General features: G+C 52.1%; 21 protein-coding genes and 1 pseudogene. All 22 read left to right on the forward strand.

Annotated elements, in window-relative coordinates:
* The first annotated feature begins 12 nt into the window (after positions 1–12).
* The gene (locus BLHYD_RS00440; protein WP_005946702.1) at positions 13–240 is read left to right on the forward strand and encodes a hypothetical protein; all 228 of its coding nucleotides are present in this window, start codon (positions 13–15) and stop codon (positions 238–240) included.
* Between the two features lie 96 nt (positions 241–336).
* The gene (locus BLHYD_RS00445) at positions 337–477 is read left to right on the forward strand and encodes a Maff2 family mobile element protein (RefSeq protein ID WP_003819033.1); all 141 of its coding nucleotides are present in this window, start codon (positions 337–339) and stop codon (positions 475–477) included.
* 835 nt (positions 478–1,312) lie between these two features.
* On the forward strand, positions 1,313–3,232 hold the full coding sequence (gene tet(32) / locus BLHYD_RS00455) for a tetracycline resistance ribosomal protection protein Tet(32) (RefSeq protein WP_002602099.1): 1,920 nt from the start codon (positions 1,313–1,315) through the stop codon (positions 3,230–3,232).
* Positions 3,233–3,313: 81 nt separating this feature from the next.
* Positions 3,314–3,768: pseudogene (locus BLHYD_RS00460) on the forward strand (helix-turn-helix domain-containing protein).
* A gap of 213 nt (positions 3,769–3,981) precedes the next feature.
* Complete coding sequence (locus BLHYD_RS00465; RefSeq protein WP_002602097.1) at positions 3,982–4,749, forward strand: class I SAM-dependent methyltransferase; 768 nt, start codon at positions 3,982–3,984, stop codon at positions 4,747–4,749.
* Positions 4,750–4,953: 204 nt separating this feature from the next.
* On the forward strand, positions 4,954–5,400 hold the full coding sequence (locus BLHYD_RS00470) for an RNA polymerase sigma factor (protein WP_002602096.1): 447 nt from the start codon (positions 4,954–4,956) through the stop codon (positions 5,398–5,400).
* Complete coding sequence (locus BLHYD_RS00475) at positions 5,390–5,593, forward strand: helix-turn-helix domain-containing protein (RefSeq protein ID WP_002602095.1); 204 nt, start codon at positions 5,390–5,392, stop codon at positions 5,591–5,593. The genes BLHYD_RS00470 and BLHYD_RS00475 overlap by 11 nt, the downstream gene beginning before the upstream one ends.
* A 533-nt stretch (positions 5,594–6,126) precedes the next feature.
* Positions 6,127–6,525 carry a plasmid mobilization protein gene (locus BLHYD_RS00480; RefSeq protein WP_002602094.1) on the forward strand — a complete coding sequence of 133 codons (399 nt, stop codon included), beginning with the start codon at positions 6,127–6,129 and terminating at the stop codon, positions 6,523–6,525.
* Positions 6,497–8,119 carry a relaxase/mobilization nuclease domain-containing protein gene (locus BLHYD_RS00485; RefSeq protein WP_002602093.1) on the forward strand — a complete coding sequence of 541 codons (1,623 nt, stop codon included), beginning with the start codon at positions 6,497–6,499 and terminating at the stop codon, positions 8,117–8,119. The genes BLHYD_RS00480 and BLHYD_RS00485 overlap by 29 nt, the downstream gene beginning before the upstream one ends.
* A 186-nt stretch (positions 8,120–8,305) precedes the next feature.
* Positions 8,306–8,497 carry a hypothetical protein gene (locus BLHYD_RS00490; protein ID WP_006058351.1) on the forward strand — a complete coding sequence of 64 codons (192 nt, stop codon included), beginning with the start codon at positions 8,306–8,308 and terminating at the stop codon, positions 8,495–8,497.
* A complete protein-coding gene (locus tag BLHYD_RS00495) occupies positions 8,487–9,245 on the forward strand; it encodes a phage replisome organizer N-terminal domain-containing protein (RefSeq protein ID WP_002605636.1) in 759 nt (252 codons plus the stop codon). Before BLHYD_RS00490 ends, BLHYD_RS00495 begins: the two co-directional genes overlap by 11 nt.
* A complete protein-coding gene (locus BLHYD_RS00500) occupies positions 9,242–10,099 on the forward strand; it encodes an ATP-binding protein (RefSeq protein WP_002605635.1) in 858 nt (285 codons plus the stop codon). The genes BLHYD_RS00495 and BLHYD_RS00500 overlap by 4 nt, the downstream gene beginning before the upstream one ends.
* Entirely contained in the window at positions 10,096–10,278 is a 183-nt protein-coding gene (locus BLHYD_RS00505) for a transposon-encoded TnpW family protein (RefSeq protein ID WP_002605634.1), read from the forward strand. Before BLHYD_RS00500 ends, BLHYD_RS00505 begins: the two co-directional genes overlap by 4 nt.
* Positions 10,279–10,378: 100 nt before the next feature.
* Positions 10,379–11,989: a recombinase family protein gene (locus BLHYD_RS00510; RefSeq protein WP_002605633.1), complete on the forward strand. Its 1,611-nt coding sequence runs from the start codon at positions 10,379–10,381 to the stop codon at positions 11,987–11,989.
* A gap of 21 nt (positions 11,990–12,010) precedes the next feature.
* The gene (locus BLHYD_RS17480; RefSeq protein ID WP_005946754.1) at positions 12,011–12,172 is read left to right on the forward strand and encodes a Maff2 family mobile element protein; all 162 of its coding nucleotides are present in this window, start codon (positions 12,011–12,013) and stop codon (positions 12,170–12,172) included.
* A 71-nt stretch (positions 12,173–12,243) separates the two neighbouring features.
* The gene (locus BLHYD_RS00520; protein ID WP_005946756.1) at positions 12,244–13,107 is read left to right on the forward strand and encodes a VirB6/TrbL-like conjugal transfer protein, CD1112 family; all 864 of its coding nucleotides are present in this window, start codon (positions 12,244–12,246) and stop codon (positions 13,105–13,107) included.
* A 19-nt stretch (positions 13,108–13,126) separates the two neighbouring features.
* The gene (locus tag BLHYD_RS00525) at positions 13,127–13,576 is read left to right on the forward strand and encodes a PrgI family protein (protein WP_005946758.1); all 450 of its coding nucleotides are present in this window, start codon (positions 13,127–13,129) and stop codon (positions 13,574–13,576) included.
* The gene (locus BLHYD_RS00530; RefSeq protein ID WP_005946760.1) at positions 13,479–15,884 is read left to right on the forward strand and encodes a VirB4-like conjugal transfer ATPase, CD1110 family; all 2,406 of its coding nucleotides are present in this window, start codon (positions 13,479–13,481) and stop codon (positions 15,882–15,884) included. The genes BLHYD_RS00525 and BLHYD_RS00530 overlap by 98 nt, the downstream gene beginning before the upstream one ends.
* Before the next feature lie 19 nt (positions 15,885–15,903).
* Complete coding sequence (locus BLHYD_RS00535; protein ID WP_005946762.1) at positions 15,904–17,859, forward strand: C40 family peptidase; 1,956 nt, start codon at positions 15,904–15,906, stop codon at positions 17,857–17,859.
* A 23-nt stretch (positions 17,860–17,882) separates the two neighbouring features.
* Entirely contained in the window at positions 17,883–18,140 is a 258-nt protein-coding gene (locus BLHYD_RS00540; RefSeq protein WP_003509287.1) for a DUF4315 family protein, read from the forward strand.
* Complete coding sequence (locus BLHYD_RS00545; RefSeq protein ID WP_196905149.1) at positions 18,127–18,888, forward strand: DUF4366 domain-containing protein; 762 nt, start codon at positions 18,127–18,129, stop codon at positions 18,886–18,888. The genes BLHYD_RS00540 and BLHYD_RS00545 overlap by 14 nt, the downstream gene beginning before the upstream one ends.
* Positions 18,885–20,975 (forward strand): DNA topoisomerase 3, encoded by a 2,091-nt coding sequence (locus BLHYD_RS00550; RefSeq protein WP_005947007.1) that lies wholly within the window; start codon positions 18,885–18,887, stop codon positions 20,973–20,975. Before BLHYD_RS00545 ends, BLHYD_RS00550 begins: the two co-directional genes overlap by 4 nt.
* Positions 20,976–21,105: the final 130 nt, after the last annotated feature.

Genomic DNA, 21,105 nt, shown 5'->3' on the forward strand with positions numbered 1-21,105 from the left:
GGAGCGTGACCGATGGGACACTCGGACGAATGGACATTTGCGGATTATTTCAAGTATGAGAAAGAAATCTACCGGGCGATCATTTCCGCTGCGGTGCTGTGCCAGTGGATCGCGGAACATGATACCCCGCCCACGGACGGGGAAGCCGAAGAACTTGCAAGGGAAATAGACCGCAGACTGTGTGAAGCATGGGGCGAGATTTTTTCGCTGGCTGTGCTGGAATGGCGGGACGGCCAGTAACTCCGGGCTGTCTGCGGATTGTGAGGCTGCCGCTGTGAACGGCGGCTTTTTTTGCACCCAAACACCATCACAATCTGAATTTATGGAGGTATATTTATGGAATTTTTCAATAGTGCAGTTGATACTTTGCAGACCATCGTTGTGGGCCTCGGCGGGGCGCTTTGCGTATGGGGCGGCGTCAATCTTTTGGAGGGATACGGGGCGGACAACCCGGCAAGCAATGCTCATGTACGGTAAGGAAGCAAGCAACCGAAAACAAGAGATAGACCGCCAGCACTACACTATTCCGAACCAAAGACCAAAAGATAAGCATTGTGGGAAAATCTAAACTTTTGGATTTTCCTACAATGCCGACTACGGCGGAATCCTTCCCACTCCTTATATCTTTATTTCCGTATACATTGAATTTGTATTTAGTAAATGCTATAATGTCCCTATTCAAATTATAAATGTGTTGAATTAGTTACATGTACATATTTTTTGTGCCGCATAAATACCCTGTTGAGGTTGTCGTTCTTTGTCCAGATGTGGAAACAATAAAAGGAAGGGAACGATACAGGGAGAAAACAGGCTATTCCGGCTTTACGGTTGAAACCTTATACGATACATTTATGCAGACAACACCACGGATCGGCTTTTGGCTGGACAATTCCAACCAAACACCACAGCAGACAGCAGAAACCATTCTGAACGCCAGAAAGTCGGTATGATTGTTACATATAAGGGGAAGAAAAATTTCTTTTAGGTACTTTCTTTCCTAAAACTAATGTGATATAATAGCATCATTCCAAAAAAGGAGTAAAAAATATGCGGCAAGGTATTCTTAAATAAAACTATAATCAAATAGTGGGAACAAAGGATTATGATAGTCCCTTTTGTGGGGGCTTGGTTTTTTGTACCCAATTTAAGAATACTTTTGCCTTATCAATTTTGACATATCCGAAAAACAGCAATCACAAACAGGTGTATGCTGTATATGTGTATGTCCGCAAATTATAATCCCCAGTGGTAAAAGTATTTTACTGCTGGGGATTTTTATGCCCTTTTGGGGCTGTAAAAGGAGGACAATCACATGAAAATAATCAATATTGGAATTCTCGCCCATGTAGACGCAGGAAAAACAACATTGACGGAAAGCCTGCTGTACACCAGTGGAGCGATTGCGGAACAAGGAAACGTGGATAAAGGAACTACAAGAACAGACACTATGATTTTGGAACGGCAGCGCGGAATTACCATTCAGACAGCGGTTACTTCTTTTTGCTGGAATGATTATAAAATCAATATCGTGGACACTCCCGGTCATATGGATTTTTTAACCGAAGCATACCGCTCTTTATCTGTCCTTGACGGAGCTGTTTTAGTCATTTCGGCAAAAGACGGCGTACAGGCACAAACCCGTATATTATTCCATGCGCTTCAGAAAATGGACATTCCGACAATTATCTTTATAAATAAGATAGACCAAAATGGGATCGACCTGCGGCGTGTTTACCAAAGCATTAAAGATAAACTTACCAGTGATATGATTGTCATGCAGGAGGTTTCCCTGTCGCCAAAGATAACCATGACCGATATTTCTGATTTGGACAAATGGGATATGATTATTTCCGGAAGCGATGAACTATTAGAACGATATGTTGCAGAGGATTCTTTGGATATACAGGAATTACAATATGAAAAGTGCAAAAGAACCAGATGCTGCTCTTTGTTTCCTGTTTATCATGGGAGTGCAAAAGACAATTTAGGAACAGAAAAACTGATTGAAGCGATTACAGAAACTTTCATTACAGAAACAGACGATATTCAGTCTGAATTATGTGGATATGTTTTTAAGGTTGAGTATACAGAGCGGAAAAAACGGCTTTCTTATTTACGCCTGTATCATGGGACGCTCCATTTACGGGATACCCTGCTGCTGTCAAAAAAGGAAAAAATAAAGATTACAGAAATGTGTATTCCGTCAAATGGTGAAATCGTCCCGGTTGACCATGCCTGTCCGGGAGAAATTGTTATTTTAGCTGATGATACTTTGAAACTGAACGACATTCTGGGAAATGAAAAACTCCTGCCTCACAAAACACGGATTGATAATCCCATGCCATTACTTCGGACAACGGTAGAGCCGCAAAAGCCGGAGCAAAGGGAAGCCCTGTTAAATGCCCTCACAGAGATTGCTGATACAGACCCTCTTTTGCATTTTGACATTGATACTGTTACACATGAGATTATATTATCTTTTTTGGGAAAAGTACAGTTAGAAGTTATTTGTTCGCTATTAGAAGAAAAATATCATGTGGGCGTGGCTATGAAAGAGCCTTCGGTTATTTATCTGGAAAGACCGCAAAAAAAAGCGAGCTACACGATTCATATTGAAGTGCCGCCGAATCCGTTTTGGGCATCTATTGGTTTGACTGTAACACCGCTTCCTGTTGGAAGCGGAACACAATATAAAAGCGAGGTATCTCTCGGCTATTTAAACCAAAGTTTTCAAAATGCCGTCATGGAGGGTGTGCGTTATGGAATGGAGCAGGGCTTATATGGCTGGGGAGTGACAGACTGCCAAATTTGTTTTGATTATGGAGTTTATTACAGCCCGGTCAGCACCCCCGCTGATTTTCGTTTTCTTGCGCCTGTCGTGTTGGAGCAGGCATTGAAAAAAGCAGGAACACAACTGTTGGAACCATACCTTTCCTTTACCCTTTTTGCACCGCAGGAATATCTTTCACGGGCTTATAATGACGCACCAAAGTATTGCGCAATCATTGAATCAACCAGACTTGAAAAAGATGAAGTTATTTTTAAGGGGGAAATCCCTGCCCGTTGTATTGGTGAATATAGAAATGATTTGAATTTTTATACAAATGGAAGAAGTGTCTGCATTACAGAATTAAAAGGGTATCAGGAAACTTCCGGCGAGCCTGTGTTTCAGCCACGCCGCCCGAACAGCCGTTTAGACAAGATCCGGCATATGTTTCAGAAGATAATGTAACATCTTGCGCAATGCAAACGTTCATTGCTGGCTATTGCGAAATATCATTGATAAAATCAGCATCAGAGAGGAGGAACCATTTTGAACCAGAAACAGACGGATATTACAACAGGAAAGCAAATACGTCATCTGCGAACACAATCGGGAATGACACAGGAAGAACTGGCTGGGAAATTGAATGTTACCCGGCAGGCGCTATCGAATTGGGAGAGAGATGTTAATGAACCCGATTTAAATACGTTGAAAAAAATTTGTTTTCTTTTTGGAGTCCACATGGACGATTTTGCGAAGGAGGTAATAACAAAAATGGAAACATGTGAAAAAAAGAGAAACGACAATTTAATAAGTATGATATGGCAATTGGACTTTTTTATGGTGTCGGGATATTTCTTGGCATTGGTATTTTCTTTGTTGGCGGTTTTATGACAATGTCGGGTGCAGGGTGGGGAGCATCACTATTTGGCGGTGGCTGTTTTTCTCTTGTATTTGGCTTGATATGCCATGCAGTTATTACATTGAGAAGAAATGACAAATGATGACATATCCTGCTTTCTAGTCTTTTCGGTCATATCGCGTAAAAAAGCCGCTGCTTTTGGCTTTCCAATAGCGGCGGCAAAGGGAAATATCCTTTGAATACCTTACAGAAGAAAAGTTTTGCAGCATTATAAAAATAAAAGCCTATACCATTTTGGAAAGAAAAGATACATAATAGTCAAGACGGCAACAATCAGAAGTTATGGAGGGTAACAATGGAATATAGTAAGGAAGATTTAATGGAAGCAAAAAGGCAAATTTTGGGAGTGGGAGAGAACATGGGAACAGAGGAAAGCAAAAAGATCTGGGAGAAAAACGCACAATTTTGGGATGATGCAATGGGTGACGAATCCAATGAATTTCACAGAGAGGTAGTACGTCCCAAAGTAACGGAACTTCTCTCTCCTGATCCTTCGGATTACATTTTGGATATTGCGTGCGGCAATGGAAATTATTCTTCGTATCTTGCACAGAGAGGCGCTTCGGTCGTCGCTTTTGATTACAGCAAAAAAATGATAGAATTGGCTAAAAGACGGCGATCACAATATGCAAAACAAATTGAGTTTTGCGTAGCGGATGCGACCAATAGAGAAAGCTTATTAGGATTAAAAAGAAATCGAGCCTTTACGAAAGCAGTTTCTAATATGGCAATTATGGATATTACGGATATTGAACCGCTTTTTATGGCTGTTTATGAACTATTGGAGGAAAACGGGATTTTTGTCTTTGCAACGCAGCACCCTTGTTTTATCACATTGACTGAAAAATATATGACACCGCACAGTTACTATGATATAGCGATCGAAGGGCAGCCGGAGGAGCAGATTTATTATCATCGTTCCATACAAGATATTTTTAACCTTTGTTTCAGAGCTGGATTTGTCATTGATGGATTTTATGAAGAATGTTTCAAAAACAATAAAGAAATTCCTATGGTAATGATAGTAAGGCTTAAAAAGGTAAAACGTGATAGCTTAAAATAAATTCAAGTTTGCCGGATAAATAGCAAACCCGGCCGAGCCAGTCAACGGTCAAGATGAACGGGCTTCGCCCGCCGTTGACAGCCCCGCCCGGTTTTGCAGTTAGGCAGTCAAGGAGCGACAGCCTAAAGTGCTGCCGCCCCTTACTATCATAAAAAGCAACTACTAACCAGCCACAGCCCTTTTGGGAGGAAAGGGGGATTTTCCATGACCTGTACAGAAGAATATCGGGAACATATCGAGTACACTTTCCATGCCTTTTGCAAAGTCGTTATCCGAAATGCAACGATCAACGCAGCGAGGACACGGAGCAGGAAGCACAAAAGAGAAATATCCCTTGAATACCTCACAGACGAAAAGCACTACCCTTTAGGCACGACAGATGAATATTTCCAAGCCCCGGAGCCGGACGAGGAATACATACTTACCCTTTGCGGCGATACGGTCATTTTCAGCAGCGGTTTACTTGCGGAAGCCCTGTCACGGCTGGACGAACGGGAGCGGGAAATGATTTACCTGTCCTTTTTCAAGCGTATTCCACAGCACGAAATTGGCAGACAGTACGGGCGCAGCCGCAGCACAGCGGGCTACCATATCCGAAAAGCCCTACGGCAGCTCCAAGCGGAAATGGAGGGAATGGCATATGAGAAATAATAGGCTTCTCCCCTATGAAACAATCGTCCAAGCCGCCAGCGGGGAGCCGGAAGCGGTGGGAACTGTATTGCAGTATTACCGCCGCCGCATACAATGTGCCGCCCGTGTGAATGGACGGGTAGACCAAGATACAGAGGACTACATCACCCAGACGCTTCTCACAGCTATTTTCAAGTTCCGCTTTGGGAGATAGCCCTACCGCCTACAACTGAATAACCGCCGCTTCGCCGGCAACCAGAAAGCAGTAAATCTATTCAACAGATTTGCTGCTTTTTTTCGTTCCTGTTTGGCATTTTTGAAAATCCCCAGTATGAAAAAACAAAAGGGAAAATAGCCGCCGCAGTTGGCAAAATCCCTTACTTATCCGTAGAGGGTATCAAAGAAAAAAATACTGCCATTGTCCGCCTATTCCGGCTTGCGTGGTGTTGTAGGGAATAGAGGGGAAATTCTAAAAATCTCCGTCCATTTTGCTTTGCGTGGTGTTGTAGGTAGTGAAAGGAAAATTTTCAAGATAAGCCGGAATAGCGGGTAGCAAAGCCCTTTTGAAACGTTTTGTTAGCGGAAAGGACGGGAGCCGGGGAACGCCGGAGTTTTTCAGAGCAAGATTCTACCGAGGTGCCAAAATTCGCTCTCCGCTTATTTTTGCCCCTGCGGGAATCTTGTTGGGGAGTGCCTTCCCCAAACCCTGCTATGCGCCCTGTCGGGCGAGAAAGGAGGTCACAGACCATGCGAAAGAAATACAATACGCCCCACCGCCGTCATGTGGTAAAGACCCGCATGACCGATGAAGAATACGCCGACTTCACCGGGCGGCTGGCGGCTTATGAAATCAGCCAGTCCGAGTTTATCCGGCAAGCCATACGGAAAGCGACCATACGCCCCATTGTCACCGTTTCCCCGGTCAATGACGGGCTGCTTGCCGCCCTCTCCAAGCTCACGGCAGAGTACGGGAAAATCGGCGGCAACTTAAACCAGATTGCCCGGAGCCTGAACGAATACGGAAGCCCCTACCGGGGGCTGGAAAAGGAAGTGCGGGGAGCCGCCGCCGACCTTGCCGCCTTGAAGTTTGAAGTCTTGCAGAAAGTAGGTGAAGCCGTTGGCGATACTCAAACATATCAGCTCTAAAAATGCCAACTACGGGGACGCTGAAAAATACCTCACATTCGAGCATGACGAGTTTACCATGAAGCCCACCCTTGACGCAGACGGGCGGCTCATACCGAGGGTAGACTACCGCATATCCTCTCTGAATTGTGGCGGGGAGGATTTTGCCGTTGCCTGTATGCGCTCCAATCTCCGCTACGGCAAGAACCAGAAACGGGAGGACGTAAAGAGCCACCACTACATCATCAGCTTTGACCCACGGGACGGCCCGGACAACGGCTTGACCGTTGATCGGGCGCAGGAGCTGGGCGAGAAGTTCTGCGCCGAGCATTTCCCCGGACACCAGGCCCTTGTCTGCACCCACCCGGACGGACACAGCCACACCGAAAATATCCATGTGCATATCGTCATTAACAGTCTGCGGATTGCGGAGGTTCCCATGCTGCCCCACATGGACAGGCCAGCGGACAGGAAAGCAGGCTGCAAGCACCGCTGTACGGACGCAGCTATGAACTATCTGAAAGCCGAAGTCATGGAGATGTGCCACAGCGAGGGGCTTTACCAGATAGACCTTTTGAACGGCAGCAAAGAACGCATTACCGAGCGTGAGTATTGGGCGCAGAAGAAAGGACAGGCTGCCCTTGACAGAGCCAACGCCCCTATTGCTGCGGACGGTATCGCGCCCCGGCAGACCAAGTTTGAAACGGATAAGGCGAAGCTGCGCCGGACTATCCGGGAAGCCCTTGCCGCTGCTTCCGGCTTTGATGAGTTTGCCGCCCTGCTTCTCCGGCATGGTGTGACCGTCAAGGAGAGCCGGGGGCGGCTAAGTTACCTCACGCCGGACAGGACGAAGCCAATTACCGCCCGGAAGCTGGGGGACGATTTTGACCGGGCTGCTGTCCTCTCCGTTTTGGAGCAGAACGCCGCCAGAGCCGCCGAAAAACCCGCAGCCATAGCGGAATACCCCGGCAGTATCAAAGACCGCTTACGGACGAAAAAAGAAGCGAAAAACGCCCCGAACAATGACGCTGTACAGCGCATGGTAGACATAGCCGCCAAGCGAGCCGAGGGGAAAGGACGGGGCTATGAGAAGTGGGCGACCATGCACAACCTCAAACAGATGTCGGCTACCCTCATGCTCTACCAGCAGTATGGCTTTTCTTCCCCGGACGAGCTGGACGCTGCCATTTCCGCAGCCAACACCGCCACGCAGGAGAGCCTTGCCGGACTGAAAGGGCTGGAAGCCGCTATCCGGGAGAAAAAGGAATTGCAGCGCAACCTTTTGGGCTATATCGGCACGAAGCCCGCCCGTGACGGTCTGAAAGCGCAGAAATCGGAGAAAGCCCGGAGAGCCTACCGGGAACAGCACGAAAGCGATTTTATCATAGCGGACACAGCCGCCCGTTATTTCCGGGAGCATGGAATAACCAAGCTGCCAGCCAGCAAAGCCCTGCAAAGGGAGATTGAGCAGCTTACCGTCCAGAAGAACGCCGGATATAACGACTACCGGGAGAAACGCCAGCGGGCGCAGGAGCTTCAGACAGTCAGACGCAATATCGACCAGATTTTAAGGGGCGCACCGAGCCAGCAGAAAAAGCGTGAACAGGAGCGTTAAAGACCGCCCCGAAATGATACCGAAACCCTACAAAAATACAGGTATGATATGAACCCTTACCGCAATACTCCCCGACTTCCAAACGGGGCTTACAGGGCAGAAAAAGCCCGAAAATGATACCGAGAACATACAGAAAATGCCCCCTATCCCGCTACACCGATAGGAACGGCAGAAAGGAGCTTACCATTGCCGAGAATGAGCAAGAAGCGGCGGCTGGAATGGTCTTTCTTCCTCAACCACCGCAACCGTATCACTTACAACGACCTATGCCGGGGCTGCACCCGTGACTGCAAACAGAGCTTCCGGGCGGTTATCATACTATGCCCTCGCTATTATTCCAAACGCTGGAAAAAGGAGGACGCAGCCTATGGCAGATAACCGCAAATATTACTACCTCAAGCTGAAAGAGAGCTATTTTGACGATGATGCAATCGTTCTGCTGGAAAGTATGCAGGACGGCGTTATCTATTCCAACATTCTCTTGAAGCTGTACTTGAAATCGCTGAAAAACGGCGGGAAATTGCAGCTTGACGAGAATATCCCCTACACCGCCCAGATGATTGCGACCATTACCCGCCAGCAGGTAGGTACCGTAGAGAGAGCTTTGAAAATCTTTATGAAGCTGGGGCTTGTGGAGCCTTTGCCAAGCGGCGCACTCTACATGAGCAACATTGAGCTTTTAATCGGCCAGTCCTCTACCGAGGGGGAGCGCAAGCGCAGGGCGCGGCTGGCTTTGCAGGAACAAAAAGCCCTGCCGCAGACAGGGGCGGACAAATGTCCACCATATCGAGCGGACATTTGTCCACCAGAGATAGAGATAGAGAAAGAGATAGATATAGAAATAGAAAAAGAGAGAGAGTTAGAAACGGGACACCCCGCCCCCGCCGCCTATGGCAGATACCACAATGTCATTCTTTCCGATACGGAGCTTGACGGGCTGAAAACAGAGCTTCCCGGCAAGTGGGAGTATTACATTGACCGCCTATCCTGCCATATCGCTTCCAGCGGGAGGAAATACAAGAGCCATGCAGCCACGATTTTCAAGTGGGCGCAGGAGGACGCAGCCAAGAAAGCCCCGAAAAAGGGCATACCCGATTATACCTGTAAGGAGGGCGAGAGCTTATGACGAATGGATTTGATGAAATGATTTTGAATATGACCGACACCACGCCGGAGCCGGAGGACTACACCGGCGAGGACGGGCTTTTATACTGCGGGAAGTGCCACAAGCCCAAAGAGGGCTATTTCCCCAAAGAAACCGCCGCATGGCTGGGGCGTGACCGCCACCCGGCAGAATGTGACTGCCAGCGGGCAGAGCGTGAGGAACGGGAAGCCGCAGAGAAACAGCGCAGTCACCTTGAAACTGTCGAGCGGTTGAAGCGGCGGGGCTTTACAGACCCGGCTATGCAGGGCTGGACGTTTGAGAACGACAACGGCAAGTGCCCGCAAATGGAACACGCCCATTTCTATGTGGAGAACTGGGAAACCATGAAAGAGCGCAACATTGGCTATCTGCTATGGGGCGGCGTTGGCACAGGCAAGAGCTATTTTGCGGGCTGTATCGCAAATGCCCTTATGGAGCGTGAAATCCCCGTGTGCATGACAAACTTTGCATTGATATTGGGTGACCTTGCCGCCAGCTTTGAGGGCAGGAATGAATATATCTCCCGACTTTGCAGCTTCCCGCTGCTTATCCTTGACGATTTTGGAATGGAACGGGGAACGGAATACGGCTTAGAGCAGGTCTACAACGTGATTGACAGCCGTTACCGCAGCGGCAGGCCGCTGATCGTCACGACTAATCTCACGCTGGAGGACTTGCAGCACCCGGAGGACACCGCCCACGCCCGCATTTATGACCGTCTGATTGAAATGTGTTCTCCTGTCCGCTTTACCGGGAGCAACTTCCGAAAAGCCACGGCGCAGGAGAAAATGGGACAACTGAAAAAGCTGATGAACAGAAAGGAGAGCCGCCTATGACCAACACCCCAAAGAATGACCGCAGCACCCGCCGCCCGGATTGCGTGACGGAAATCCGCATAGGTAATTCTGTCCTTGTCGTTTCCGGCTATTTCAAGCAGGACACCACCGCCACCGCCGCCGATAAAATGCTGAAAGTGCTGGAAGCGGAAGCTGCTACACAAAAATCGGCAATTTGACGGGACGTAAAGAAGCAGAAAGGACTGTACAGCCAGCCCCGGCGTGTGGTATGATAGTCATACGGAATAGTGGGGCTGGCTGTCGGAAATGGAGGACACTATGTTAAGACAGACCACCCGAAACCTTATTACCGCCCTTTATCCGAGATTATCCCACGAGGACGAGCTGCAAGGTGAGAGCAATTCTATTTCAAACCAGAAGCGTATTCTTGAAACCTATGCGAAGCAGAACGGCTTTTCCAATCTGCAATGGTACACAGATGACGGTTATTCTGGGGCGAACTTCCAAAGACCCGGTTTTCAAGCCATGCTTGCGGACATTGAAGCCGGAAAAGTCGGCACCGTTATCGTCAAGGATATGTCACGGTTAGGGCGAAACTATCTGCAAGTGGGAATGTATACGGAAATGATTTTCCCACAGAAAGGCGTCCGCTTTATCGCTATCAATGACGGAGTGGACAGCGCACAGGGCGACAATGATTTTGCCCCTCTGCGGAACATTTTTAACGAATGGCTGGTGAGAGATACGAGCAAGAAAATCAAAGCAGTAAAACGGTCTAAGGGTATGAGCGGGAAGCCCGTCACGAGCAAACCCGTATACGGCTACTTTATGGACGAGGACGAAAATTTTATCATTGACGGGGAAGCCGCCCCTGTTGTGCGGCAGATTTACAGCTTGTGCCTTGCCGGGAACGGGCCGACCAAGATAGCCCGTATGCTCACAGAGCAGGAGATCCCCACGCCGGGAACGCTGGAATACCGTCGGACGGGAAGCACCCGCCGCTACCACCCCGGCTATGAGTGCAAGTGGGCGACCAATACCGTGGTACATATCCTTGAAAACAGGGAGTACACGGGCTGTCTGGTAAACTTCAAGACGGAGAAGCCGTCCTACAAGACCAAGCACAGCGTAGAGAACCCCATTGAGAAACAGGCGATTTTCGAGAACCACCATGAGCCTATCATTGACACCCAGATGTGGGAGCGTGTGCAGGAGTTACGCAAGCAGCGCAAACGCCCGAACCGCTATGATGAAGTGGGCTTATTCTCCGGCATACTCTTTTGTGCCGACTGCGGCAGCGTCCTTTACCAGCAGCGTTACCAGAACGCCACCCGCAAGCAGGATTGTTATATCTGCGGGAGCTACAAGAAGCGTACCCGTGACTGTACGGCGCACTTTATCCGCACCGACCTGTTGACCGCCGGAGTGACCGACAATCTGCGGAAAGTCACCAGCTATGCAGCGAAGCACGAAGCCCGGTTTATGAAGCTGCTGATCGAGCAGAACGAGGACGGGGGCAAGCGCAGGAACGCCGCAAGGAAAAAGGAGCTGGAAGCCGCCGAGAAGCGTATCAGCGAGTTATCCGCTATCTTCAAGCGGCTGTATGAGGACAGCGTGACCGGGCGCATTTCAGACGAGCGTTTCACGGAGCTGTCGGCAGACTATGAAGCCGAGCAGAAAGAACTGAAAGAGAGAGCCGCCGCTATCCGGGCAGAGCTTTCCAAAGCGCAGGAAGCCACGGTAAACGCAGAAAAGTTTATGAATGTTGTCCGCAAGTACACCAGCTTTGAAGAACTTACCCCTACCCTTTTGCGTGAGTTTGTGGAGAAAATCGTTGTGCATGAGTGCAGCTATGACGAGAACGGCACACGCAGACAGGACATTGATATTTATTACTCTTTCGTTGGCAAGGTAGACCTGCCCGAATGACCGCCCGACCTATCCGGCGCAATGCGCAAACGCCGGATAGGAACGGCAAAATTTTTTACACTTCTACTACTTCTTTATCACACATCAGCAAAGTCACAGGGAATCAAGCAGCTTGTCGCCGGAGGTGGCGTTGCCCTGATCGGCATGACCCTTGTTCCGCTGCTGTCCGGGCTGCTGGGATAACCCCATGTGTGTTAGAAAACTCTCCGCGCCCTCTCTGATCTGGGAGGGCGCGGGAAAGGAGGTGTCCCCACATGATCGGTGATTTAATCGGGGAATGGATCAAAGGAATCCTGATCGACGGTATCATGGGCAACCTGTCCGGCCTGTTTAACACAGTCAATACCAAAGTCGGGGAAATCGCGTCGGATGTGGGCAGTACCCCGCAGGACTGGAACGGCGGCATTTTTTCCATGCTGCAAAACCTGTCTGAAACGGTGATCGTCCCCATTGCGGCGGCCATTCTCGCCCTTGTGATGTGCTATGAGCTGATCGACATGATTGTAGAAAAGAACAATATGCACGACTTCGACAGCTCCATGTTCTTTCGCTGGATTTTCAAAAGCGCCTTTGCCATCCTCATTGTGACGAACACATGGAATATCGTTATGGGCGTATTTGACGCCACCCAGCAAGTCGTCAACCAGAGCGCCGGGGTGATTATCGGAGATACCAGCATTGATTTTGACACGCTGCTCCCCGATCTGGAAAGCCGCCTTGAAGCAATGGACATTGGACCGCTGCTGGGCCTGTGGTTCCAGACCCTTGTTGTAGGGCTGACGATGAACATTCTTTCCATCTGCATTTTCCTTGTGACCTATGGAAGAATGATTGAAATTTACGCCGTGACCGCATTGGGGCCGATCCCCCTTGCCACGCTGGGCAATGCAGAGTGGCGCGGCATGGGCCAGAACTACTTGAAATCCCTGCTTGCGCTGGGCTTCCAAGCCTTTTTAATCATGGTGGTTGTCGGGATTTATGCGGTGCTGATCCAGCAGATCGGAACCGCTGACGACATATCCGGCGCAATCTGGGGCTGTATGGGCTATACCGTTTTGCTTTGCTTCTGTCTGTTCAAGACGGGAAGTATCAGCAAGGCCGTATTTACCGCCCACTAAAGAAACGAGGTGACTTTTTATGGCTTATGTAACTGTCCCCAAGGATTTAACCAAGGTCAAATCCAAGGTAGTATTCGGGCTAACGAAACGCCAGCTCATTTGTTTTGGCGGTGCGCTGCTGGTAGGCGTCCCGCTTTTCTTTTTGATCCGGGGCCGCGTCCCGACCAGCGCGGCGGCGCTCATTATGGTGTTCGCCATGCTGCCGGGCTTTCTGCTGGCGCTTTACGAAAAACACGGCCAGCCCCTTGAAGTGGTGGTACGCCAGATCGTAGCGTGCTGCTTCATCCAGCCCAAGGAACGGCCCTACCAGACCAATAACGCTTATACCGCCCTTGTGCGGCAATCCCAAATGGAAAAGGAGGTCAACGCCATTGTCCAAAAAGCAAAAGAACGAAACGAGCGCAAAAGCGCCGGTCAAGCTCACCCGCGCCGAAAAGAAAGAGATTCAGGCCGTCATCCGAAAGTATAAAGGCGACGGCAAGCCCCATTCGGCGCAGGCCAGTATTCCCTATGAGGCCATGTATCAGGACGGCGTATGCCGGGTAACGCCCCGCACCTTTTCCAAGTGCATTGAGTTTACGGACATCAGCTACCAACTGGCGCAGGCGGACACCAAGACAGCCATCTTTGAAAACCTGTGCGACCTCTACAACTATCTGGACGCTTCCATTCATGTGCAGTTTTCCTTTATCAACCGCAAGATCGACCCCAAGCAGTACGCCAAGAGCTTTGAAATCCGGGCGCAGGGGGACGACTTTGACGACATCCGCAGCGAGTATTCCGACATTTTGCAAAACCAGCTTGTGAACGGGAACAACGGCCTGATGAAGCGGAAATTTATGACCTATACCATCGAGGCAGACAGCCTGAAAATGGCCCGCGCCAGACTGCGCCGGATCGAAACCGATCTTTTGGGCTATTTCAAGAGCATGGGGGCCTCCGCGTGGGGACTGGACGCAAAGGAACGGCTGGAAGTCATGCACAGCATTTTCCACCCGGACGGGGAACCGTTCTCCTTTGACTGGAAGTGGCTTGCTCCATCGGGGCTTTCTACCAAGGACTTTATCGCCCCGTCCTCGTTCCGCTTTGGCAATGCCCGGATGTTCGGGCTGGGCGGCAAATACGGGGCGGTGAGCTTTCTGCAAATCCTCTCCCCGGAGCTGTCGGATGAAATGCTGGCCGACTTCCTCAACACGGAAAACGGTATTGTGGTGAACCTCCATGTGCAGGCCATTGACCAGAGCGACGCTATTAAGACGGTCAAGCGCAAGATCACCGACCTTGACGCCATGAAGATTCAGGAACAGAAACGGGCTGTCCGCAGCGGCTACGACATGGATATACTTCCCAGCGACCTTGCCACCTACGGGCAGGACGCCAAGGAGCTGCTAAAGACCTTGCAGAGCCGGAATGAACGGATGTTCCAGCTTACCTTTTTGGTGCTGAACACCGCAGACACCCGGCAAAAGCTGGAAAACGATGTGTTCTGGGCTGCCGGGATCGCCCAGAAATACAACTGTTCCCTTGTGCGGCTGGACTACCAGCAGGAACAGGGGCTTATGAGCAGCCTGCCGCTGGGGGCCAGCCACATCCAGATTGAACGCTCCCTGACGACTTCCAGCGTGGCCGTGTTCGTCCCTTTTGTGACGCAGGAGCTTTTTCAGGGCGGCGACGCCATGTATTACGGGATCAACGCCAAGACCGGCAACATGATTATGCTCGACCGCAAACGGGCGAGGTGTCCCAACGGGCTAAAGCTGGGGACACCGGGAAGCGGCAAAAGTATGAGCTGTAAATCAGAAATTTTGAGCGTGTTCCTCTGCACCCCGGACGATGTGTATATCTGTGATCCAGAGGCCGAGTATTACCCCCTTGTGAAGCGGTTGCGTGGGCAGGTGGTGAAGCTGTCGCCTACCAGCAAAAACTATGTGAACCCGCTGGACATCAACCTGAACTACTCCGAGGATGAAAACCCGCTGGCCTTGAAATCCGACTTTGTGCTGTCGTTCTGTGAGCTTGTCATGGGCGGCAAGAACGGGCTGGAAGCCATTGAAAAGACGGTGATCGACCGGGCGGTACAGGTGATCTACCGGCCTTATCTGGCAGACCCCAAGCCGGAAAATATGCCCATCCTTGCAGACCTGCACAAAGCCCTTTTAGACCAGCATATCCCGGAGGCCGACCGGGTGGCGCAGGCCCTTGACCTGTATGTGTCCGGCAGCCTAAATGTGTTCAACCACAGAACCAACATCGACATTCAAAACCGCATTGTGGCCTTTGACATCAAGGAGCTGGGCAAGCAGCTAAAGAAAATCGGTATGCTCATTGTCCAAGACCAGATTTGGGGGCGCGTCACCCAAAACCGCAGCAAGGGCAAGGCGACATGGTATTTCTGTGATGAGTTCCACCTGCTTTTGCGTGAGGAACAGACGGCGGCCTTTTCCTGTGAGATTTGGAAGCGTTTTCGTAAGTGGGGCGGGATTCCCACAGGTGCGACACAGAATGTGAAAGACCTGCTTTCCTCCCCGGAAATTGAGAACATTTTGGAAAACAGCGACTTTATCTGCCTGCTCAATCAGGCCAGCGGCGACCGCAAAATCCTTGCGGAACGGCTGAACATTTCGCCCCAGCAATTACGGTATGTGGACAATTCCGAACCCGGCGAGGGGCTTCTCATTTACGAAAATGTGATCCTGCCCTTTAAGAACCCCATCCCGAAAAACACCCAGCTCTACCAGATCATGACGACCCGGTTAGGCGAGGGGGCGACGGTATGAGGCACAAGGAGGTGAAGTCATGGAACCCTTAAAACCCCGCGACAAGGTAACGCAGCACATGACCCGCGACGGCCTGACGCTGGATAACCAGACCACCGGCGAAAGCGTCAATGTGTCCAGCCGGGAGGCCGAGCAGGAATACACCGCCCAGCCAGAGGGCGCGGCGGAAAAAATACTGGAACGGGCGGATGAACTGCACGACCGCCACAAGGCAAAGAAAGCGGCCAAGGACGCCGGGGAAACCGTGGCGCAGGCCACCAGCCCTGTTTCCCGGTTGCAGTTTACCGCCGAGGAACGGGCTTCCCCGGAGCTTGCCCCGTATATCAAAAAAGCGGAAAAGCGGGCGGATAAGCTGGAAGCGGCCAAAGAAGCCCTGCCGAAAAAGCGCGTCGTCACCAAGGAAACCGTCTATGACGAAGCCAAGGGCAAGGCCAAAAGCAGGCTGTATTTTGACAAGGTGGAGAAAGCCCCTCCCCAGCTCAAACCAAACCCGGCCAGCCGCCCCATACAGGAAGCCGGGCTTTACCTCCACGGAAAAATCCATGAGGTAGAACACGAAAATGTGGGCGTGGAGGGCGGCCACAAGGGGGAGGAACTGGCGGAACGGCAGGCGAGCCGCATGATCCGCAGCGGCGTCCACCGCCATAAGCTCAAACCCTACCGGGCCGCAGCCAAGGCCGAGCGAAAGTCCATTGCCGCCAACGCCGAGTTTGCGTATCAAAAATCCCTGCGGGACAACCCGGAGCTGGCGCAGGCGGCCAAAAATCCCGTTTCCCGCTTCTGGCAGAAACAGCACATTAAGCGGGAATATGCCAAGGCAGCAAGGGCGGCGGGCCAGACCGCACAGGGGGCGGCAAGCACCGCCAAGACCACGGCTGCCGCAGCCAAGAAAGCCGCAGAGAAAAGCAGACAGGCCGCGTCCTTTGCCGCCCGGCACTGGAAAGGGGCGCTGATCGTCGGCGGCGTGGGCCTCATGCTCCTGCTGGTGATGGGCGGCCTGCAATCCTGCACCGCCATGTTTGGCAGCACCGGGACGGGACTTGCCGCCACCTCCTATCTCTCCGAGGACAGCGATATGCTGGGAGCCGAAGCCGCCTATGCCGCGCTGGAAGCAGACTTGCAGCACGAACTTGACAACTACGAAAGCCTGCACCCCGGCTATGACGAATACCGTTTCGATCTGGACGAGATCAAGCATGACCCCTATGTGCTGACCTCCATCCTCTCCGCGCTGCATAACGGCGTGTTCACTTTGGGGGAGGTACAGGGCGACCTTGCCATGCTCTTTGAAAAGCAGTACATCCTGACCCAGACCATCGAAACGGAAACCCGCTACCGCACTGAAACGAGGACGGACAGCGAGGGAAACACCTACACCGCGGAAGTCCCCTACACCTACTACATCTGCAATGTGAAGCTGGAAAACTTCGACCTGTCCCACCTGCCCATCTACATTCTCACCGAGGAACAGATGGGCTTTTATGCTGCCTATATGCAGACTTTGGGCAACCGGCCAGACCTGTTCCCCAACGGCAGCTATCCCCACGCCTCCACCCCGAAAGAGCCAACCTACTATGAAATCCCCCCGGAGGCGCTAAAGGACGAAGCCTTTGCCGCCATGATCGCGGAGGCGGAAAAGTATGTGGGCTATCCCTATGTGTGGGGCGGCAGCTCCCCAAGCACCAGCTTTGATTGTTCCGGCTTCATTAGCTGGGTTATCAATCATTCCGGCTGGAATGTGGGACGCCAGACGGCTCAGGGGCTTTACAACATCTGCACTCCCGTTTCCCCGGAGCATGCCAAGCCCGGCGACCTTGTATTTTTCGTCGGTACTTATGACACTGCCGGGATGTCCCATGTGGGGCTGTATGTGGGAAATTCGGTCATGCTGCACTGCGGCGACCCCATTTCTTACACGAACCTCAATTCAAGCTACTGGCAGCAGCATTTTTATTGTTACGGGCGTTTGCCTTAAACGCCAGAAAGGAGTAAATCACTATGGCAATGAACAAATTGGAACGCATTGAAAAGGATATTGAGAAAACCAAGGGCAAGATCGCGGAGCTGCAAAAGCAGCTTCGGGAGCTGGAAGCGGCCAAGACCGAACAGGAAAACTTGCAGATCGTCCAGCTTGTGCGCGGCCTCAACATGACCCCGCAGGAGTTCGCCGCCTTTGTGCGCGGCGGCGCATTGCAGGCGGCCCCGGCCCCGATCCCGGACTTTGAACAGGAGGACAGCGCCCATGAAGAAATCTAAACTGTTCCGCACCTTGACGCTGGCTGTGGCCGCTGCGCTCTGCATGGCGACCACGACCGTTACCGCCTATGCCGGAGGCGCTGACCCTGACCCTGTGCCGCTGCCGGAAACCACCGAAGCCCCCGCAGAGGTGCCGGAGGAAACCGAAGAACCCACCACCGGCGGCATGGAGCCGGAGGGCGTACCTGTTACCCCGCAGGGCAACGCTGCGCTGGTGGATGATTTTTTCGGGGATAAACAGCTTATCACTGTCACTACCAAGGCCGGGAATTATTTTTACATCCTGATCGACCGGGCCAACGAGGACAAGGAAACAGCGGTGCATTTCCTCAACCAAGTGGACGACGCCGACCTGCAAGCCTTGTTGGAGGATGGAAAAAAAGAGCCGGAGGTCTGCACCTGTACGGCCAAATGTCAAGCTGGGGCCGTCAATACGGCCTGCCCGGTCTGTAAAAACAACCTGACCGCCTGCAACGGGCCGGAGCCGAAGCCCCAGCCGGAGGAAGAACAGCCGCAGGAGGAAAAGCCAAGCGGCATGGGCGGCCTTGTGGTGTTCTTTGTGGTGGTGCTGCTGGGCGGCGGCGCAGCCCTCTACTTCCTGAAATTCAAAAAGGAAAAAGCCGACACCACAGGCAATGACGATCTGGCCGAGTATGACTTTGGCGAGGACGAGGACGACGAGGACGAAGCCCCGGAGCCGGACGAGGATATGACAAGTGAAGATGGAAATAAGGAGGACGAAGTATGAGCTATCAGTTAGTAATTGCAGAGAAACCAAGCGTAGCCCGCAGCATTGCGGGCGTGATCGGCGCGGACAAGAAACAGGACGGCTACATGGAGGGGAACGGCTATCTGGTGAGCTGGTGTATCGGCCACCTTGTTTCCCTTGCCGACGCCGGAACTTATGACGAGCGTTTCAAAAAATGGCGCTATGACGACCTGCCGATTCTGCCGCAGGAATGGCAGTACATCATTCCCGACGATAAGAAAAAGCAGTTTGACACCCTGCGTTCTTTGATGGAGCGCCCCGATGTCACCGGCCTTGTGTGCGCCACCGACGCCGGGCGCGAGGGGGAATTGATTTTCCGTTTCGTCTACCAGATGGCGGGCTGCAAGAAACCGTTTCAGCGCCTTTGGATTTCCAGCATGGAGGACGCGGCCATTCAAGACGGCTTCGCCCATCTGAAACCGGGAACCGATTATGATAACCTGTATCAGTCGGCCCTTTGCCGGGCGCAGGCGGATTGGCTGGTGGGGATCAACGCGACCCGGCTGTTCTCTATCCTCTACCACAAGACCCTGACCGTGGGCCGTGTCCAGACGCCGACCCTCAAAATGCTGGTTGACCGGGAGGCCAAGATCAGCAGCTTCCAGAAAGAGAAATACCACATCGTCCAGATCGCGGCGGGCGGCATGGAGGCGGCCAGTGAACGCATGGGAAACGCAGACGACGCCAAGGCCCTGAAAGCCGCCTGTGAAACGGCGCAGACCGTTTGTGTGTCGGTAACACGGGAGAAAAAGACGGAGCAGCCGCCCCGCCTCTATGACCTCACCACCTTGCAGCGGGAGGCAAACCGCCTGTTTGGATTTACCGCCAAGCAGACCCTTGACTATGCCCAGCAGCTTTATGAAAAGAAGCTGCTGACCTATCCCCGCACTGACAGCCAGTATTTGACCGATGATATGCTGCCAACGGCGGAAAGCCTTGTGTCCGGCCTGTGGCCTATGCTTCCCTTTGCGGCGGGGCTTGACCTGTCCCCGCAGTTTGGCCGAGTGCTGAACAGCAAAAAGGTGAGCGACCACCACGCCATTGTCCCGACAATGGAATTTGTGCAGAGAGGCTTTGACGGGCTGACCGAGGGGGAAAAGAAACTGCTGTCCCTTGTGTGCTGCAAGCTGCTGTGCGCCGTGGCCGCGCCCCATGTGTACGAAGCTGTCACCGCTACATTCACCTGTGCCGGGAACACCTTTACCGCCAAGGGAAAGACCATCCTGACCCCCGGCTGGAAAGAGCTTGACCGCCGCTTTAAGGCGTCGTTCAAAACAGACGCCGACGACACCGCCCCGGAGCCTGCGCGGGAACTTCCCCAAATTACCGAGGGACAGACCTTTGACAAGGTAACTGCCGCCGTCACCGAGCATTTCACCGCACCGCCAAAATCCTACACGGAAGATACCCTGCTTTCCGCTATGGAGCGCGCCGGTGCGGACGATCTGCCGGAGGACGCCGAGCGGCAGGGATTGGGAACCCCGGCCACCCGCGCCTCCATCTTAGAAAAGCTGGTGCAGATGGGCTTTGTAGAGCGCAGGGGCAAACAGCTACTTCCCACCAAGGACGGCCACAACCTTGCCTGCGTGCTGCCGGAGGTGCTGACCTCTCCCCAGCTTACGGCACAGTGGGAAACGGAGCTGACGGCCATTGCCAAGGGACAGGCCGACCCGGAGGGCTTCATGGCTGGCATTGCAGAAATGACAAGGGGCCTAATTGCAAACTACTCCCAGATCAGCGAGGACGCGCAGAAGTTGTTTCAAACCGAGCGTGTGGTTATCGGCAAATGTCCGCGCTGCGGGGAAAGCGTCTACGAGGGCAAAAAGAACTACTACTGCGGAAACCGAAGCTGCCAGTTTGTCATGTGGAAGAATGACCGATTTTTTGAGGAACGGGGCAAGGCGTTCACCCCGAAGATCGCCGCCGCGCTCCTTAAAGACGGAAAAGCAAAGGTAAAGGGCCTGCGCTCCATGAAAACCGGCAAAACCTATGACGGGACGGTGCTTTTGGCTGATACTGGCGGCAAGTATGTGAACTACCGCGTGGAACAGAGGGGCAAGAACTAAAAACAGCAAGCATAGGGAGTGTAGCCACACTCCCGGCAAAATCCCTGACCCGGCGCACCTGCCGGGCCGGGGATTTTCTCTTTGGGGAAGCCCCAAACCCCTTGTATCCAGCAAATTTACAATTCATCTA

Source organism: Blautia hydrogenotrophica DSM 10507 (genome assembly GCF_034356035.1).
Lineage (GTDB): Bacteria > Bacillota > Clostridia > Lachnospirales > Lachnospiraceae > Blautia_A > Blautia_A hydrogenotrophica.

Excerpts from the sequence above, each read along its gene's own strand:
- BLHYD_RS00440 (WP_005946702.1), top strand. The coding sequence starts at position 13 with ATGGGACACTCGGACGAATGGACATTTGCGGATTATTTCAAGTATGAG.
- BLHYD_RS00445 (WP_003819033.1), top strand. The coding sequence starts at position 337 with ATGGAATTTTTCAATAGTGCAGTTGATACTTTGCAGACCATCGTTGTG.
- BLHYD_RS00465 (WP_002602097.1), top strand. The coding sequence starts at position 3,982 with ATGGAATATAGTAAGGAAGATTTAATGGAAGCAAAAAGGCAAATTTTG.
- BLHYD_RS00470 (WP_002602096.1), top strand. The coding sequence starts at position 4,954 with ATGACCTGTACAGAAGAATATCGGGAACATATCGAGTACACTTTCCAT.
- BLHYD_RS00475 (WP_002602095.1), top strand. The coding sequence starts at position 5,390 with ATGAGAAATAATAGGCTTCTCCCCTATGAAACAATCGTCCAAGCCGCC.
- BLHYD_RS00480 (WP_002602094.1), top strand. The coding sequence starts at position 6,127 with ATGCGAAAGAAATACAATACGCCCCACCGCCGTCATGTGGTAAAGACC.
- BLHYD_RS00495 (WP_002605636.1), top strand. The coding sequence starts at position 8,487 with ATGGCAGATAACCGCAAATATTACTACCTCAAGCTGAAAGAGAGCTAT.
- BLHYD_RS00500 (WP_002605635.1), top strand. The coding sequence starts at position 9,242 with ATGACGAATGGATTTGATGAAATGATTTTGAATATGACCGACACCACG.
- BLHYD_RS00505 (WP_002605634.1), top strand. The coding sequence starts at position 10,096 with ATGACCAACACCCCAAAGAATGACCGCAGCACCCGCCGCCCGGATTGC.
- BLHYD_RS00510 (WP_002605633.1), top strand. The coding sequence starts at position 10,379 with ATGTTAAGACAGACCACCCGAAACCTTATTACCGCCCTTTATCCGAGA.
- BLHYD_RS17480 (WP_005946754.1), top strand. The coding sequence starts at position 12,011 with ATGCGCAAACGCCGGATAGGAACGGCAAAATTTTTTACACTTCTACTA.
- BLHYD_RS00520 (WP_005946756.1), top strand. The coding sequence starts at position 12,244 with ATGATCGGTGATTTAATCGGGGAATGGATCAAAGGAATCCTGATCGAC.
- BLHYD_RS00525 (WP_005946758.1), top strand. The coding sequence starts at position 13,127 with ATGGCTTATGTAACTGTCCCCAAGGATTTAACCAAGGTCAAATCCAAG.
- BLHYD_RS00535 (WP_005946762.1), top strand. The coding sequence starts at position 15,904 with ATGGAACCCTTAAAACCCCGCGACAAGGTAACGCAGCACATGACCCGC.
- BLHYD_RS00540 (WP_003509287.1), top strand. The coding sequence starts at position 17,883 with ATGGCAATGAACAAATTGGAACGCATTGAAAAGGATATTGAGAAAACC.
- BLHYD_RS00545 (WP_196905149.1), top strand. The coding sequence starts at position 18,127 with ATGAAGAAATCTAAACTGTTCCGCACCTTGACGCTGGCTGTGGCCGCT.
- BLHYD_RS00550 (WP_005947007.1), top strand. The coding sequence starts at position 18,885 with ATGAGCTATCAGTTAGTAATTGCAGAGAAACCAAGCGTAGCCCGCAGC.